Raw genomic sequence first — 16,013 nt, forward strand, 5'->3', positions numbered from 1 at the left:
CTTGCTCTTATATTCGATTAGACTCTCGAAAGAATCCAATAGTCAAAATAAAAACCGAACGAGAACAATCAATCTGGAGTTACGATATAAAAAACATCTAGTAATTCTCTCTAGGATAGAGACTTATGCTAGATTAATTCATGTAAGTTTATATCATCTTGGACGATCAGGCTAGTTCTGAACTCTCGATCTGAACGGAAACGGAGGAAATTGCAGTAAACAACTTCCTCAATTCGTGATCTTTATCACAAAAAGTTATCCTCAGGTATATGTGAAATATTGTTACCTATGTGGTCGATTTGGCCAAAAAACGTCGCAATATTGCTGCCAAGCCTTGCTCTGAGCTTGTTGCATTGCTGCCAAACCTCCAGACAAAGATGGTACATGCGAATCCTTCGCAGTGGATTGATGCGCCTGACAGCTTGATCCGTTCTCCGGAGACGATGGCTTCTTGGCTCGCGTGTTTTGCGTTGTAGATTCTTCTGGTGACTCATTGTGCTCATCAGAAGCTGAGCTCGTGCCCTGCAGAACATTTGTCCAGAATTCGAGCATCGGATTTTCTAAGGGCATCATCTGCGACCAGAAAGCTTCCTGTGCATCCAAGATTGGGTTACGAGCAGCATCCGTGTCCTGATGTAACTCTGGACACCCTTTTGCAAAGCCTTGCAAGTAGGCCTCCATCATAGTGCGCTGCGGCCCTGCCAGATAATTCTTCAGCATGTTGCCGTAGGATAGCATCAACAGAATCGGCATCAACTCCATCCAGCTTTCGACATTCATGGCATCTTTGCGGTTGAGATGACGTTGCATGGCTGCACTGATGTTCTTATCACCTGAGAACATGCTCATGATTTGAGAGAACATTGCCTGTTGTGGCAACCCGGTCATCCCTTGCCACTTAGACGGATCAGCCCAATTCATGTATGGAAACTCGGCTGCACCAGCAGATGTTGTTCCCGACTTTCCAGAGGGCGTTCTCTCTGTCTGCATAAAGGGCATTAAGCCGTGGCTGGTTTCGCAATAGTCCCTATAGGCTTTTGCATAGTTTTGGCTGAACATTTCCATAAGGGAAAACATATTGTTATTGGGGTTTCGTAACATGAGGTTTTCCCCTCGTAAGCTTCTCACGGCTATTTAATCACTCAACAGACGTAACGTCAGTTCCCTAATTTTGGATGTAGTATTCTGCAATTATTATGTCTAAGAGACGAAATTTGATTGAACTGGGTTCAATAGTGGTACCCGCACTAAACAATCCGGTAGACATCAACTGCCTCCTCACGCCCACGCAACTGATAGTCTCCCAAATGGTTCGTATGAGATTTATCACTGAGATGGTCCACAGTCGCGTTGCTGGCAAGGGCGATCACTCTGGCCTCCGGATCAACCTTCTTTCCAAGCTCCTGAAGGCGCGCGGCCACATTCACGGCATCTCCGACCACAGTATAGTTCATCCGCTCAATCGCGCCGATGTTGCCGACAACCACCGTTCCTGTGTGAACGCCAATGCGCAATCGCGGCTTCTCAATCGTCCCTTCTTCGCTTTCAAGCTCTGTCTCCAACCTTTGCGCAATGAGGCGTACCGCATCAATGGCTGATTGCGCGTGGTTTTCCATAGTTTCCGGTGCACCCCAAAATGCCATGCATCCATCACCGATGTATTTATCGATGGTTCCATGGGTTTGGCTGATGCAATCCGCAAGCTCCTGAAAATGGGTATTAAGTAAGGACGTAGTTTCCTCCGCTGTCAGCTTGGAGGCAACGCCTGTGAACCCGGCTATGTCAGAGAAAAGGATTGTCATTTCACGCAGCTCGGTGCTGTTGAGGCCTTCGAACTCTCGCTCCAACAACACTCTTACAAGGTCTTTTGGTACATATCTTGAGAAGGCGCTGAGGGCTACAGCTGCTGAGTTAAAAGCCTGGTTTGCCTGATCTACCTCTTTAAGACGCGACCTAGGTAATGCATTCAACCCTTCCATGTTCAATTTTCTGATTGCATTTGCTTGCGTTCCAAGAGCCACAAATGGTCCTGCAAGTCTTCGACCAATCAAAAACATAAGAAGCACACCGACAGCCAGAAAAGCAGTGGCTGCAACAAAGATTTTGTGCAAGTTCTCGAACGGAACACTGAACTCAGACGCTAATACATAGCTTCCGATGATTATAGGGAACCGATTTCCGTTTCTCAGGTCGTCATAAAGATACAGATAGGTGCCATGGGTGGTTGTGTCGATGTGGGCTTCATAACTGGTATTGAGAGACCTGCGCTTGGCATTTTCGGACCAGATACTGCTCAGAGGTGTGTCTTTCAGATCTGAGATCAATGGGATCGGCTTGGCTTTGCTCGGCTTGAAGCTCAGAAACGCTTGCTCTGAGCTCGCCAGGACCTGATCTCGTCCGTAGAGGATAAACGGAATCTGAGAAGCCCGCCATTTAATGCGAGCCATCAGTTGACCGAGTAGAGATATTGGGTAATCCAACGTGAGTTTAGAGATTGTATTGTCGACCGGATTTCTAATGTAGACTGCAAACTGCATAAACGTTTCGCCTATGCCCTCATCATAATACGGCGGAGCCCAGCGATGATTGCCAACTTCCATATCCTGTTCATTAGGAGGCATGACCATCGCTTGCTGAACCGGTTGGTCCGCATGATCCAGCTGTACTGAAATCTGACGCCCCGTCGGGAAGGTGTAGGAAATCCGCTTAATGTTGGTCTGGCGGGACAGGATGGAAATCAACTGCTCACGCAAAGCAACAGGCGCGTTGTAGATCAGTGGGTCTGACAAGACTTCAGCTGCCAGCAGCCCCATCCGTTCTTCGTTACGGAAGAAATCTTCAACAACCTCAAGACCACGTTCGACAATGAGAGCCCCAGTTTCGCGCATAATGACGGTTGTCTGACGGTTTGTGGCATCAGATACATAAAGGAGCATGGAACCGCCAATTAAGGCCAGCAGCATCGCCGCACCAATGCTGAAGACGGCGGAGATGGACAGGCGCCATCTCTTGCGGTCTTTCTTTTTTGAGCTCTCTTTTTGGGGCTGCTTTTCAGCGTTAGCAGTCTTGTTGTTCAGGTCCATTCAGGCCTCCATTTAGAGGTACCTTAGAACCAATCTCCCAATTTTGCCTGAACAACGGCCAAAGCCGCGACGGCAGCTGTGTCTGCTCTTAAAATCCGTGGGCCAAGCGGGATAGCATGTACAAATGGTTTGTTATGCAAAAGCGCACGCTCTTCCTCAGAGAAACCGCCTTCCGGGCCGATTAATACGGCCAGAGGTCCTTTAGGAACATCTTTCAGTGCCTCCAACGGATTGTGCGTCCCATGGCCTTCGTCACAGAAGATAATCTGACGATCACCTTCTTCTTGCTCCCACGCAGAAAGAAGTTTCTTAAGTTGCTGCGGCTCCAATACGGAGGGGATTGAAAGCACGCCGCACTGTTCACAAGCTTCAAGCGCATTGGATTCCATGCGCTCCAGCTTCACCTTTGGGTTTTGGGTGAACTGGGTGAGCACCGGGCGTAAGCGCCCTGCTCCCATCTCCACGGCCTTTTGAACCATGTAATCCAGACGCGCCAGTTTCAGCGGTGCAAACAGATAGTCCAAGTCTGGCATTGGTGTCTGCTCACGCAGCTGCTCAGTCACAATCAGCTGACAGGACTTACGCCCCGTCGGCAGTATCTGAGCCCGCCACTCTCCATGCTTGCCGTTGAAGACGAGCACATCGCCTCCCTCCTTCATGCGAAGGACATTCAGAAGGTAGTTGGCCTGTGCGCGGTCTGCCTCCAATTGAAGGCCTGCGCGGAGATCTTGATCGACAAATAAGCGTTGCATGCGAAACTCATAGCGGGACATGGGGGCACCATATGCCAAGCACACGGCAGATGCCACTTTGCGCTTAAAGATTTGCTGGTGAGAACTCAATGTCTCAACAGGTGGAAGCGCTTCTCACGGTTCCCCTTTGCAATTGTCGCGGGCTACACTAAGAGAGAATGGTTTACTTTTTGCCGCATATGAAAGAAGTCTGACATTGTCTGAGCGCTCCAACATTGCTGAATATACCGTCTCCGAGATTTCCGGTGATATCAAACGCGAGCTTGAGGACAAGTTTGGTTATATCCGTGTGCGGGGCGAGTTGGGTCGTGTGAGCAAACCAGCTTCAGGGCATATCTATCTTGATGTAAAAGACGACAAGTCCGTGCTTTCCGGCATTATCTGGCGTGGTAATGCTTCACGGCTCAAAGTTCAGCCAGAGCAAGGTCTTGAAGTCATTGCAACGGGTAAAATCACCACCTTTCCCGGGCAATCCAAGTACCAGATGGTGATTGATAGCCTTGAACCAGCTGGCGCTGGAGCGTTGATGGCACTGCTGGAAGAACGCAAGCGCAAACTGGCGGCAGAAGGTTTGTTTGCAGAAGAGCGCAAGGTTGCCTTACCACGTATGCCACGCGTGATTGGTGTTGTTACGTCCCCAACTGGCGCGGTTATTCGCGATATTTTGCACCGCATCAGTGACCGTTTTCCTCTGCATGTTTTGGTTTGGCCAGTTCGCGTTCAGGGTGAGAGCTGCGGCTCCGAAGTTGCTGCTGGTATTCGTGGTTTTAACGCACTTGAGGCAAACGGAGCGATCCCACGCCCTGACGTTCTGATCGTTGCGCGTGGTGGTGGCTCGATTGAAGACCTCTGGGGCTTTAATGATGAAGCTGTGGTTCGTGCGGCAGCAGACTCTCAAATCCCACTGATTTCAGCTGTTGGCCACGAGACAGATTGGACACTGATTGATTTGGCCGCCGATGTGCGCGCACCAACACCAACTGGTGCGGCTGAGTTTGCAGTTCCGGTAAAGGCTGAGATGACGGCTCAGGTAGATGATTTATCTCGCCGTCTTTCAACGGGTCTGTTACGCTTGATCCAAACGCGCCGAACAGAACTGCGGGCGGCAAGTGCTGCACTTCCTGCTCCACGAGACCTTCTCGCTCTTCCACGCCAGCGCTTTGATATGGTGGCAGGTCGTCTTGAGCACGGCCTGAAGATGAACACGCAAATCCACCGGAACTCTTTGACAGCAGTTTCTTCCGGATTGCGTCCAATCACACTCGAACGGCAAGTTACGCAAGGCCGCGAGCGGCTGCAGGTCTTGAAAGGTCGAGCCATTGCAGCATTTTCCAACCAGGTGCATCGACAGCGTTTACGTCTCACCAACTCTGCCGGACTTTTAGGATCACTAAGCTATGAACGAGTGATCGAACGTGGTTACGCTGTGGTGCGTGATGAGAATGATGTTCCACTGGCCGGCGCTCAAGAGGTTCAGGCAGGGCAAGCCCTGAAGCTGGAGATGAAGGGCGGTACTGTTGGAGCTGTGGCTGATGGAGGTGGTGTAACACCAACACCAACACGAGCAGTAAAGCCGGTGTCAGAACCTGTCGTGGAGGCTACTGCGAAGCCAACTTCTCCTCCAAAGAACTTAGAGGAACACGTGGCTCAGACGAAAGCAAAGCAGGCTAAACCCGCTCCGAGAAAGAAGAAAAGTGTGGTTGATCCAGACGCACAAGGCAGCTTGTTTTAGAAGTTATTACGGTGGAATACCCACTATATCCTCATTATTGCGTGATTAAGAGATCAGGACTATATTGAGGAAGAGAAAGGGAGCTACCGCCCCCTTTCCCGATGGCTTATTTTAGAATTGCACGGAACTAGAGTACCAGTCTGTTCCGTGCTTTTTTTATTTTGAACTTAAATTCAAGCTTCATCCAGCTACCACCTCCTTCACCAGACATTGCTACAATCGGAGTGCCTAATCTCTCCGATTGCGTGGACTGGCTCACGCTGCTGCTTTGCAAAGGAGATGGGTTTCTGGATGCTATCGAACCTCGGTAGAAATCAATATCCGAGAGAGTTGGGGTATGCGTCACTTCGAGCGCCCCTAAAGAAGATCAGGCTGAGACACTCGATAACTCAACAGGCTCCTTAAGCAAGGCAAGATGGAAGCTTCCGTTTTGCTTGAAACCGATAGCCTCATAAGCTTTTGCTGCCGCGGGATTATCGGTGAACAGAACCGATCTCCGTACACCTTGCTTCTTCACAAGATCCAGTGTGAGTGCAACGACGGCTCTGGCATATCCATTGTTGCGATGTTCTGGTGGTGTCCAGACAGGGCCAACTTGCACGATTTCTGCGAGGGTTGCATTAAACCCACTCAGCGCAACAGGTTGCTCTCTGTCCAGCAAGACCCATGCATTGCCGCTTTTTTGCATTTCCATTACGCGATTTGTGATGTGTTTGTCATGCTCTTCGCTGGCTTCACCGTCAAAGGCTTCCAGCTCATACGCTTTTAGCCAATCGAACAGTAATGACGCATCAGCTTCTGATGTTGCAATCAGACTGAATTGATCACTAGTTGATTTCTCAGAGAGTTGCAGGTCCTCCAAGGCCAGTTGATAGAGGCCTTCACTGCGGTTGGTATTATAGGCATTTGCGGGAAAGTTCAGTTTGTTCAACACAAAACTGGCTTGCTCACCATCAGCAACCATTCCGGCAACCGGGCGATTAACAACTTCACGGAAGTACGTGGTGAGAGTTTCCAGAGCGTTCAAGTCAGGTGCCTGAGACATCAAGTTACCGTTCCAGAACTGTGCCAAAACACCCTTTAACTCGTCGGCTTCATCATAAGCGCCCCAATACTCTCCCGAGTAGAGCTCACTCGTGTACTCAAGGCCCGCTTTTTCGATGTTGTTGAGCAAAAACATTGAGCTGTAGACGTGGTTCATCAAGAACGACCAGACTACCTCTTGATGTTGATTGGATAATTTTTTGATTTTCATGGCAATGCTCTTTGTTGGAAACCACAGAGTATGGCGCAATAAAAAACCCCGGTCCACGGACCGGGGTTTCCCATTATCTCAATTGATCATCCATTTTACATCAAGGATGGCAAGAAGGTGATGATTGCCGGAAAGGCCACCAAGACAGCTACGGTCACCACATCCGCTACAAAGAACGGTGTCGCGCCGCGGAAGACTTCCTGAACCGGAATGTCTGGACGCACACCGGAGACCACGAAACAGTTCAAGCCAATGGGCGGTGTAATCAAGCAGAGCTCTGCCATCTTCACAACGATGATGCCGAACCAGATTGCACAGGCTGCACCGGACATGCCGAGTGTGCTTTCTGCCGCGCTGACATCGAGACCACCATTCAGTGCCATGATCGCCGGGAAGACTACTGGAAGAGTGAGAACCAGCATACCGATTGCATCCATGAACATTCCAAGCACAGCATACCCAAGCAGAATGCAAACAATGATCATCATTGGTGGATAATCGAGTGCAACAATGAACTCACGGAATGCATCCGGAAGGCCTGCGAAGCCGAGGAAACGGACATAGACGAGTACGCCCCAGATGAGCGTGAAGATCATCACCGTCAGCTTTGCTGTCTCGTGAAGGGCCAGGAAAAGCTGCTTGGTACGCATGCCTTTGTAAAACGCAGCCAACAACACCACGAACGCGCCACATGCACCAGCTTCTGTTGGTGTCGCAAAGCCAAAATAGAGGCTGCTGAAAATGATCAGGATCACGCCAATGATAGGGAACGTGCCAGGTACAGATTCAAAGCGCTCTTTCCAGCTGTAGCCACCGATGGCAGGTGCTCCGCCCTGCCATGCAGCGATGACGTAAATGATGGCTGCATAGATGAGAACGGAAACAACACCGGGCAAGAAACCTGCCATGAGGAGTTTACCAACACTCTCTTCCACCAAAATGGCGTAGATCACGAGGATCGCACTTGGCGGGATAAGCGAGGCCAATGTTCCACCAGCTGCAACCACTGCTGCAGAGAGGCGTTTGGAATAGCCTGCCTCCAGCATTTCAGGGATCGCAACACGGGCGAACACAGCGGAAGTTGCGGTTGATGCGCCTGATACAGCCGCAAAACCTGCTGTGGCGAAGACAGTTCCGATTGCCAAACCGCCCGGAAGCCAGCCCAGCCAGCGTTTTGAGGCTTCAAACAGCTGCTTTGTCAGGCCAGCGTAATAGGCCAGAAAGCCGATCAGGATGAAGGTGGGCAAAACGGACAGTGCATAGGTCACAGACTTGGAATGCGGGATCGTGCCAGCCATTTTTGCAGCGGTCATGACACCGCGTTCAAACCCGAGGCGCATGGAAAAGATCGCGACCATGCCCATAATGCCGACGAACGCTGCCGCAAAGGCAACGCGAACACCAATGATGACGAGAAGCAAGAGCATCCCGGTCATGATGAGACCGATATCAAACGGGGTCATGATGCACCTCCATGGGCAGGTGTTCTCATTTCAGGCCCTTCTTCTCCGTTTTCAGCAGAATGGAATGTCTCCTCAATCTCAGCTTTTGCATGCTGAGCAGCATCCATCACGTGTGGCAAATCCAATACTGAGGCTGACGGGTTGATGATCAGGCGGGAGTAGCCAAACAGCTGAAGAACGAGACGAAGCCACAACAATGACAATGCAAGTGGAACAATAAACTTGGACGGCCAGGTCGGGATGGAAATATCCATCGTGCTGTCCCCAAAGGTCCATGCACGATCAAAGTGCAGGAAGGAGCCATACATCAATACCGATACAACGAGCAGAATTGCCAGCACGCCAAGGAACTCTGCAATCCACTGAGTACGGCCTTTGAAGACGCCGATTACCAACTCCATACGGATGTGGCCGCCAACACGCTGGCAATAAGCGATGCCCATGAACGCGAATACGGCCATGGCTTGCTCTGTAATATCAATAAAACCGGGTACGGGCTGGTTGAACAAGTTGCGTCCAGCGACTTGAACGACAGCCAGCAACATCAAGACGAGGATGGACGTCGCAGCAATGAGATTGAACAGGTTTTCGATTTTCCCCAATACACCATTAAAGCGGAGATAGGCCATATCCGACTTGGGATATGCGGGGCCGTTTGATTTGGACATATTATCAGCCCGATTTTAAGAGAAATGTTGTGCCCTGCTCTGAGCGAATACATTCGAGCAGGCTCTTAAATAAACCTCCGATGTGCAGCGCCATCGGATTAAAAAAGGCGCACCAAACAAAGTGCGCCTTTTGATAGGTAATTACTTACCTGCAATTGTGTTTTGTACAAGCGTGAGAAGTTCTGCTGCTGGAAGACCCTTTGCAGACATGTCTTCAACCCACTTGTCCCAGATAGGCTTGCCGGCAACAGCCTTGAAGCCTTCAAGCTCTTCTTCGGTAAAGGAGATTTGCTTTACACCGTTTGCTTCCAGAGCTGGATAGAACTTGTCGTAGACCTTTGCGTAGGTGTCCAGGTAGTGCTGAACTGCAGGAGCTACACTTTCATCCAGTGCCTTTTGGAACTCAGGTGACAGCATGTCGTAGGCGTCATTGCTGACGACAACCGGGCAGCTCACGGTGCCTGGGTTCAGGTTGTTGGTCCACCAGCTGCCAGCTTCAACTGTTTTGAATGACAGGTGTGCATGAGGCGCAAAAGCAACTGCCTGCACGGTGCCAGAATCAATCGCCTGATACGCCTCAGAAGCTGTCACGGTTGTTGGAACAGCGCCAATGGTCTTCATCGCATTACCAACGCCACCAAGAGCACGTACACGCATGCCTTCAAAGTCGGCCAGCTTTGCAGGTGCATCGCCCTTACCCAGCAGGTTGTACTGCGGCATTGGAGATGGCATCAACAGCTTTGCATTCCAACGACCCAGGTCTTTTTGAACTGCAGGGTGATTGTAGAGCGCGAAATCTACCTTTACCTGAGTTTCCAGATCCGGCACGCCGAGGAATGGCAGATCGGTGGTGGTCAATGTCGGGTTTTTGTCTGCATGGTAAGATGCACAGAACTGTGCCATCTCGAACGCACCGATGGAGATACCATCAAGGTTTTCGCGAGATTTGGAGAGCGCTCCACCGTAATGCAGCTTGATTTCGAATTTGCCGTTTGTGCGTGCTGCCACTTCTTCCGATAGCTTTTCAACGTGCTCGGTAAATGCACGTCGTTTGCCCCACAACGAGACATTCCAGGTCACATCTGCAGCCAGAGCTTCGCCCACAAATGCGGAGTCCATTGTTGCTGCGAGCGCAGCTGTCGCAACCTTAAGATTTTTCATTTATAAACTCCCGAAAATAAATTGGCCGTCCTTGCAATAGGCGCAAATCCAGCCCCTCCCTGAATTCCGTCAGATATAGAAATATCACAATTTTCTCAGTAATAAACCTTAGTAATTCGAAGATTTAATGACTATTCACATGCCCCTAGGTTCATTCGTTTAAAATATCTTTGCAGGGTGCAAGTGTATAAAAACTCTGCTTTTATTCAGCCAATGAGTTCTTCTTTGCCTAAAGTATAAAGACTTTAAGTATACCTATTTGGGTCGAAACTGGACTACCTTACACTCCCTAACTTATAATAATAGTGAAACTGCATTATTTTTCAAAACCTTATCCCAATGATTAAGGTTGATAAGGATCAAAGCAGCTATTGCAATGCTGACCTAATATTTCAGGCGAGGGACAACCTCCCGTACCGCTAAGAAATAGAGGGCAAGGAGACAAGGCTTATGGCAATCAAGGACATTCTCACCATTACAGACCTGAACGGCGATCAAACAGCATCTAAGGTTGCTGTTGAATTTGCCCGTCAAGCAGGTGCACATGCGACGGGGCTTGCGCTGGCATTCGAACCAATCGTGCCCGGTTTTCTGGCTGCACCAATGCCAACCGATTATTTGCAGGTTGCTAAAAATCAGGCCATCGATGCTGCCAAGACTTCTACTGAGAAGTTCAAAGGCTATGCAGAACTCGCTGGGATCTCCACTGAAACTCGTGTGGAAGAGATCGTCACTGGTGGCAGCCTTGAATCCATCATGGGTCATTGCCGCTTGAGCGACATGGTTGTGATTGGTCAGGACAACCCTGAAGCACCTGAGCCAATGCGCGAAATGCTGATCGAAGGTCTGCTGTTCGAATCTGGCGTACCTACGCTGATCGTTCCATTCATCTCCAAAGGTGATTTTAAGCCGAAGAAAGTTGTTTTGGCTTGGGATGGCAGCGCGACAGCAGCACGTGCAGTGCATGCAGCGCTTCCAATTCTGGAAATGGCAGAGCATGTTACAATCGTGATCGTGAACAAAGGTCTGCCTCTTGAAGGCGAACCAGGGTCCGACATTGCAACGTATCTTGCCCGCCACGATCTTGAGATCAATGTTGATGTGATCAACAACCCACCAATTGGTGTTGGCGATGCGCTTCTCAACTACGTCTCAGAAAATGGAACAGACCTGCTTGTTATGGGTGGTTACGGCCACAGCCGCATGCGCGAATATCTCGTAGGTGGAGCGACCCGTGACATTCTGCATTCCATGACTATTCCAGTTCTGATGGCTCACTAATCTAGTCGGGGGACGTCCCATTTTGTCTCCCGATCCTTGCCCATTTTGAAAGGAAGAGAGGTGTCGCTTTGCTGTCGCACCTCTCTTCTATTTTGAAGATCGAACGCCCTTCAGCTCCTTTATGAGAGGCATCGGTCTGAATTGAATGCCTGAGTAACAGCACCTAAAACTCAACAGAGTTTGACGGGAAATGCGCTATGACGATCTGCAATCTAGAGGGTTTGACCTCTCCACGCTCCATTGCCATTGTTGGCCCAAACAGCAAGCAGGAGGTGGTCCTGCAGCGTCTCATCGACAGCCTTGTCGGTTGCGGTTTTTCTGGTCCAAGAGCATTTATTGGCTTGTCCGGAACTTCGGCAGATGGATTTAGGAGTATCGCTTCTATTCCAGAGGTGGATGGCAAAGCAGATCTTGCCATTTTACTGGGAGATCATACTACAGCAGCAGATGACATCAGGCTTCTCGGCGAGCAAGGCACACGCGCAGTGGTTATTCCCGCAAGCGGCTTTGACAGCTGGCGCGATGAACATCTTGATGCGCTTTTGAAAGCGGCACATCCATACAATATTCGAATTCTCGGTCCGGGTAGCCTCGGGATCGCCTCCCCGCATTCCAAGCTCTCTACGCTCCTGACAAGCGAGCAAGCTTTGAAGGGGGAGCTGGCGCTTATTTCCCGCTCCGGCACCATCTTCAACACCACATTGTCCTGGGCCAAAGCTAACTCCATCGGGTTCTCCGGCGTTGTTTCTCTTGGCCGCCGTTTGGATGTAGACGTCTCTGACTTGCTGAACTGGTACGCGCAGGATTATCGGACCAAAGCGATCCTTGTGCACCTTGAAACCATTGCAAACCCGCGCAAGTTTATGTCAGCTGCACGGGCGGCAGCCCGGTCTAAACCAGTAATCGTTATTCGCAGTGGTGCGAGCCGTGACCAACACATTTCAGGTACCGCCCACTCCAGCCGTCTGGCAACGCGCGATTCTGTTTATGATGCCGCTTTGCAGCGTGCTGGCGTGCTTCGTGTTTACGACCTAGATGAGATGTTTGAAGCAGCAGAGACTGTCACCCGTGTTGCTCCATCAGCGGGGCGGCGTCTTTCTATCATCGCGAATGGTCGTAGTCTGGCAACGCTGGCTGCTGATCGCCTTGCGAAGGTTGGTGGCAAGCTGGCTCCTATCAGTGAGGAAACCAAAGAGAAGCTGTGCTCTTTGACACGGACTGACGCGCGGCCGGACAATCCGATGGTCTTGCCTGAAGCAGCAAGCCCTGAAGAGTTCAAAGAGGGTATCAGCGCTCTTTTGAAAGACCCGAACTCTGACGGTGTGCTGGCGATAGCTGCACCAACAGCATTTGAAGATTTCTCTAAGGTTGCAAAAGCCTTTGCTGAGGCCGGTCAGGAAGATCGCAAACGGCTTGGCAAGCATCAGGCTTTTGTGACTACGCTGGCTGGTGGTGCCAATATTCCGCGGCAGGTTCTGGATGAAGCGCGTGTGCCTTGTTATCCAAGCCCGTCTGGCGCAATTCGTTCCTTTATGCATCTGGTTCGATACAAGGAAGCAAAGGATCATCTTTCTGCTGTCCCAGACAGCCTGCCCAGCGATTATAAGCCCAACTTGCGGCTGGCGAAAGAGACTATCCGCGTTGCGCTGGAGAATGGACAGAAGTGGCTTACACCTTTGCAGACGCGGGAACTTCTGCGAGCCTATTCAGTCAATCAGGTAGAGTTGCATCTGGTCAAAACCGTTGAGGAAGCTGCCAAGGTTGCTGAGGTTTTGTTCGACAAACATGATCAGCTTGTTCTTAAAGTCAGCAGCCCTGATTTAACCTTCAAGTCTGATGTTGGCGGCGTGCATCTTGGCGTTGACAGCGTTGCTGGCGTGAAAGCAACTTTTGAGAAGATCCTTGGCAATGTGAAGCACTCCTACCCGCATGCTGACATTACCGGTGTTGAAATCCAACCAATGGTGACACGCAGGTTTGGATTAGAAACCTATGCTGGCCTTGCAGATGATCCGGTGTTTGGTCCTGTGGTCGTGTTTGGCAAAGGCGGCACATCCGTTGAGGTGGTTGGTGACCGGGCGATTGATCTAGTGCCGATTGACCTTAACCTCGCCAAGGCAATGATTTCACGTACGAGCACAGCCAAGCTGTTGAAGGGATTCCGTAATCGACCGTCTGCCAACGTTGCAGCGGTGGAGCACCTTTTGGTGAAGCTCTCTCAAATCGCCGTTGATTTCCCGGAAGTGCGGGAGCTGGATCTGAACCCAGTTGTGGTCGATGAGAATGGCATTGTTGTCCTTGATGCGCGTGTCGCGATCAGTGCTCCGGAAAAACGTCCGGGACGACAAGGCGCATCTCGCCTGTCTATCGTGCCATACCCTGTTGAATGGGAACACACACACAAGCTGAAGGACGGTAAGACGATCCTGATCCGGCCAATCCGACCTGAAGACCAAGGCAAACTGAAGAACTTCTTTGAGAAGGTTTCGGTTGAAGACTTGCGCCTGCGTTTCTTTGCTCCAGTCAAAGAATTCTCGCACACGTTTCTAGCTCGTCTCGTGCAGTTGGACTATGCGCGGGCTATGGCATTTTCGGCTATTGATCCTGAAACGGGCGATATTTTGGGAGTAGTCCGGCTTCATGCAAACCCAGACCATACTGAGGGCGAGTATGCGGTGATGGTTCAGTCCAACCTCAAAGGCATGGGCCTTGGTTGGGTTTTGATGAAGTTGATTATTCGTTATGCGAAAGTGGATGGTATCCAGACCGTCAAAGGCGAGGTTTTACGCGAGAACACCACCATGCTGGATATGTGCCGCAGTCTCGGCTTCCGCGTAAAGCGCTCTCCTGATGATGATGCGCTTGCGGATGTTGTTCTGGACGTCACTACGCTTGATCGGGAGACGATGAGTTAGATCACCGTCTCCGATATTTTCAGATTAACTGGTCGCCATAGAGGCTTCGCGGATCTGCGACAGCGAACGGATTGGCGTGATCGCTTCTGGGTCCAGATGCAGATGCAACAGAGCTGGCTTGCCGCTTGCTTTTGCAGCTTCAAAGGCGGGACCGAACTCATCAGCCGTTTTCACTGTGCTTGAGTGGAAGCCATAGGCTTTTGCAACATCAGCAAAGTTTGGATTGTGCAGTGTGGTTGCGCTGATGCGCCCTGGATACTCACGTTCCTGATGCATGCGGATTGTGCCGTAGATGCCGTTGTCGACAACAACTACAATAATGTTTGCACCCTCCTGCGCTGCAGTACCCAGCTCCTGAATGGTCATCTGCAGACATCCGTCACCCGCAAAACAGACCACATCACGCTCAGGGAACTTGAGCTTGGCTGCTACGGCTGCTGGTAGGCCATAGCCCATTGAGCCGGAGGTTGGAGCCAGCTGCGTGTTATATTTGCGGAAGCGATGGAAGCGATGCACCCAAGTGGCGTAGTTGCCCGCACCATTGGTGAAGATGGTGAAGTCATCGAGGTTGTTCTCAATCCACTCCATCACCTCAGCCATTTGCAGATCACCCGTCACCGTTGGGCGAGCACCTGACCATGCCAGATAATCCGCATGCGCTTCTTCAACCTGTGCTTTCCAGCCAGCTTGCTGCTTTATGTCTAACTCTGCCAGAGCTTCGCAGAAGCCTGCAGGGCTGGCGTTGATACCCAGCGTTGGCATGTACATGCGCCCAAGTTCCTCTGCACCCGGATGGATGTGAACGACCTTTTGTGCCGGTACTGGAATGTTCAGCATGGAATAAGACTGGCTTGGCATCTCGGAGAGGATATCGCCGAGCAGAACAATGAGATCTGAGTTCTCGATGCGAGCTTTGAGCTTCGGGTTGATGCCAATGCCCACATCACCAGCGTAGCAGGTATGGCCGTTGTCAAAGAGCATTTGGCGGCGGAACGATACGCCAACCGGCAAACTGGGCTTTTCAGCAAAAGCCTTAAAGGTGTCACAGGTCTCTTCTGACCAGCGGGAACCGCCGAGAATGAAGAATGGACGCTCAGCCCCTTCCAGCAGTTGTTTAAACTCTTCCATCTGATGATTGGACGGATAAGTCTCAATTGGGCGCATAGCCGGAACACGTTGTGCTTCTGCCAGTTCGATCAGCATATCTTCTGGCAAGGCCAAAACGACAGGACCGGGACGGCCTGATGTTGCGACATGGTAAGCGCGCGAGATCATTTCCGGGATGCGGTCCGCTTGATCAATCTCAGCAACCCATTTGGCGATGCTGCCAAACATCTGACGGTAGTTGACTTCCTGGAAGGCATCCCGCTCGCGCATATCGCGGGCGATCTGGCCAACAAACAGGATCATCGGCGTGGAATCCTGCTGCGCAATGTGCACGCCAGCAGATGCGTTGGTTGCACCCGGACCGCGTGTCACCATGCAAATGCCCGGTTTGCCGGTCATTTTACCCCAAGCCTCTGCCATCATGGCGGCGCCGCCTTCCTGACGGCACAGGGTTATTGGAACGGAGGCATCATACAGCGCATCCAGAACAGCAAGATAGCTCTCACCCGGCACACAGAAGACACGCTCGGCGCCCTGATCTTCCAGCGCATCCACGATTAACTGACCACCGGTCCGCATTGTCTGGCTCATCCCTC

Annotated in this window: 11 protein-coding genes; 3 read left to right on the forward strand and 8 right to left on the reverse strand. The window is 51.0% G+C overall.

Annotated elements, in window-relative coordinates:
• Positions 1 to 282 precede the first annotated feature (282 nt).
• From PsWM33_RS09165 to PsWM33_RS09175, 3 genes are all read right to left on the reverse strand, one after another.
• The gene (locus PsWM33_RS09165; protein ID WP_208994481.1) at positions 283 to 1,101 is read right to left on the reverse strand and encodes a hypothetical protein; all 819 of its coding nucleotides are present in this window, start codon (positions 1,099 to 1,101) and stop codon (positions 283 to 285) included.
• Between the two features lie 146 nt (positions 1,102 to 1,247).
• On the reverse strand, positions 1,248 to 3,083 hold the full coding sequence (locus PsWM33_RS09170) for an adenylate/guanylate cyclase domain-containing protein (protein WP_063300016.1): 1,836 nt from the start codon (positions 3,081 to 3,083) through the stop codon (positions 1,248 to 1,250).
• A 23-nt stretch (positions 3,084 to 3,106) separates the two neighbouring features.
• Positions 3,107 to 3,835, reverse strand: coding sequence for a 16S rRNA (uracil(1498)-N(3))-methyltransferase (locus PsWM33_RS09175; protein ID WP_082826951.1), 729 nt, complete (start codon positions 3,833 to 3,835; stop codon positions 3,107 to 3,109).
• Between the two features lie 196 nt (positions 3,836 to 4,031).
• Here PsWM33_RS09175 and xseA point away from each other — a divergent pair, with 196 nt between their 5' ends.
• Complete coding sequence (xseA, locus tag PsWM33_RS09180; RefSeq protein WP_063300017.1) at positions 4,032 to 5,567, forward strand: exodeoxyribonuclease VII large subunit; 1,536 nt, start codon at positions 4,032 to 4,034, stop codon at positions 5,565 to 5,567.
• Between the two features lie 367 nt (positions 5,568 to 5,934).
• Here the strand turns inward: xseA and PsWM33_RS09185 are convergent, their stop codons facing one another.
• The 4 genes from PsWM33_RS09185 to PsWM33_RS09200 all read right to left on the reverse strand — a co-directional run bounded on the left by PsWM33_RS09185 (position 5,935) and on the right by PsWM33_RS09200 (position 10,114).
• Complete coding sequence (locus PsWM33_RS09185) at positions 5,935 to 6,822, reverse strand: GNAT family N-acetyltransferase (RefSeq protein ID WP_063295429.1); 888 nt, start codon at positions 6,820 to 6,822, stop codon at positions 5,935 to 5,937.
• A 95-nt stretch (positions 6,823 to 6,917) separates the two neighbouring features.
• The gene (locus PsWM33_RS09190; RefSeq protein WP_057463773.1) at positions 6,918 to 8,285 is read right to left on the reverse strand and encodes a TRAP transporter large permease; all 1,368 of its coding nucleotides are present in this window, start codon (positions 8,283 to 8,285) and stop codon (positions 6,918 to 6,920) included.
• Positions 8,282 to 8,953: a TRAP transporter small permease subunit gene (locus PsWM33_RS09195; RefSeq protein ID WP_063295408.1), complete on the reverse strand. Its 672-nt coding sequence runs from the start codon at positions 8,951 to 8,953 to the stop codon at positions 8,282 to 8,284. The genes PsWM33_RS09190 and PsWM33_RS09195 overlap by 4 nt, the downstream gene beginning before the upstream one ends.
• Before the next feature lie 141 nt (positions 8,954 to 9,094).
• Complete coding sequence (locus PsWM33_RS09200) at positions 9,095 to 10,114, reverse strand: C4-dicarboxylate TRAP transporter substrate-binding protein (protein ID WP_063300018.1); 1,020 nt, start codon at positions 10,112 to 10,114, stop codon at positions 9,095 to 9,097.
• A 450-nt stretch (positions 10,115 to 10,564) separates the two neighbouring features.
• Here PsWM33_RS09200 and PsWM33_RS09205 point away from each other — a divergent pair, with 450 nt between their 5' ends.
• Complete coding sequence (locus PsWM33_RS09205) at positions 10,565 to 11,395, forward strand: universal stress protein (protein ID WP_057463776.1); 831 nt, start codon at positions 10,565 to 10,567, stop codon at positions 11,393 to 11,395.
• Positions 11,396 to 11,592: 197 nt separating this feature from the next.
• Positions 11,593 to 14,310 (forward strand): bifunctional acetate--CoA ligase family protein/GNAT family N-acetyltransferase, encoded by a 2,718-nt coding sequence (locus PsWM33_RS09210; RefSeq protein ID WP_063295405.1) that lies wholly within the window; start codon positions 11,593 to 11,595, stop codon positions 14,308 to 14,310.
• A 24-nt stretch (positions 14,311 to 14,334) separates the two neighbouring features.
• Here PsWM33_RS09210 and PsWM33_RS09215 read toward each other — a convergent pair whose 3' ends face one another.
• Complete coding sequence (locus tag PsWM33_RS09215; RefSeq protein WP_063300019.1) at positions 14,335 to 16,008, reverse strand: thiamine pyrophosphate-binding protein; 1,674 nt, start codon at positions 16,006 to 16,008, stop codon at positions 14,335 to 14,337.
• Positions 16,009 to 16,013: the final 5 nt, after the last annotated feature.

Origin of the sequence: Pseudovibrio sp. WM33, from assembly GCF_001623165.1 — a bacterium.
Lineage (GTDB): Bacteria > Pseudomonadota > Alphaproteobacteria > Rhizobiales > Stappiaceae > Pseudovibrio.

Excerpts from the sequence above, each read along its gene's own strand:
- PsWM33_RS09165 (WP_208994481.1), bottom strand. The coding sequence starts at position 1,101 with ATGTTACGAAACCCCAATAACAATATGTTTTCCCTTATGGAAATGTTC.
- PsWM33_RS09170 (WP_063300016.1), bottom strand. The coding sequence starts at position 3,083 with ATGGACCTGAACAACAAGACTGCTAACGCTGAAAAGCAGCCCCAAAAA.
- PsWM33_RS09175 (WP_082826951.1), bottom strand. The coding sequence starts at position 3,835 with ATGCAACGCTTATTTGTCGATCAAGATCTCCGCGCAGGCCTTCAATTG.
- PsWM33_RS09185 (WP_063295429.1), bottom strand. The coding sequence starts at position 6,822 with ATGAAAATCAAAAAATTATCCAATCAACATCAAGAGGTAGTCTGGTCG.
- PsWM33_RS09190 (WP_057463773.1), bottom strand. The coding sequence starts at position 8,285 with ATGACCCCGTTTGATATCGGTCTCATCATGACCGGGATGCTCTTGCTT.
- PsWM33_RS09195 (WP_063295408.1), bottom strand. The coding sequence starts at position 8,953 with ATGTCCAAATCAAACGGCCCCGCATATCCCAAGTCGGATATGGCCTAT.
- PsWM33_RS09200 (WP_063300018.1), bottom strand. The coding sequence starts at position 10,114 with ATGAAAAATCTTAAGGTTGCGACAGCTGCGCTCGCAGCAACAATGGAC.
- PsWM33_RS09205 (WP_057463776.1), top strand. The coding sequence starts at position 10,565 with ATGGCAATCAAGGACATTCTCACCATTACAGACCTGAACGGCGATCAA.
- PsWM33_RS09210 (WP_063295405.1), top strand. The coding sequence starts at position 11,593 with ATGACGATCTGCAATCTAGAGGGTTTGACCTCTCCACGCTCCATTGCC.
- PsWM33_RS09215 (WP_063300019.1), bottom strand. The coding sequence starts at position 16,008 with ATGAGCCAGACAATGCGGACCGGTGGTCAGTTAATCGTGGATGCGCTG.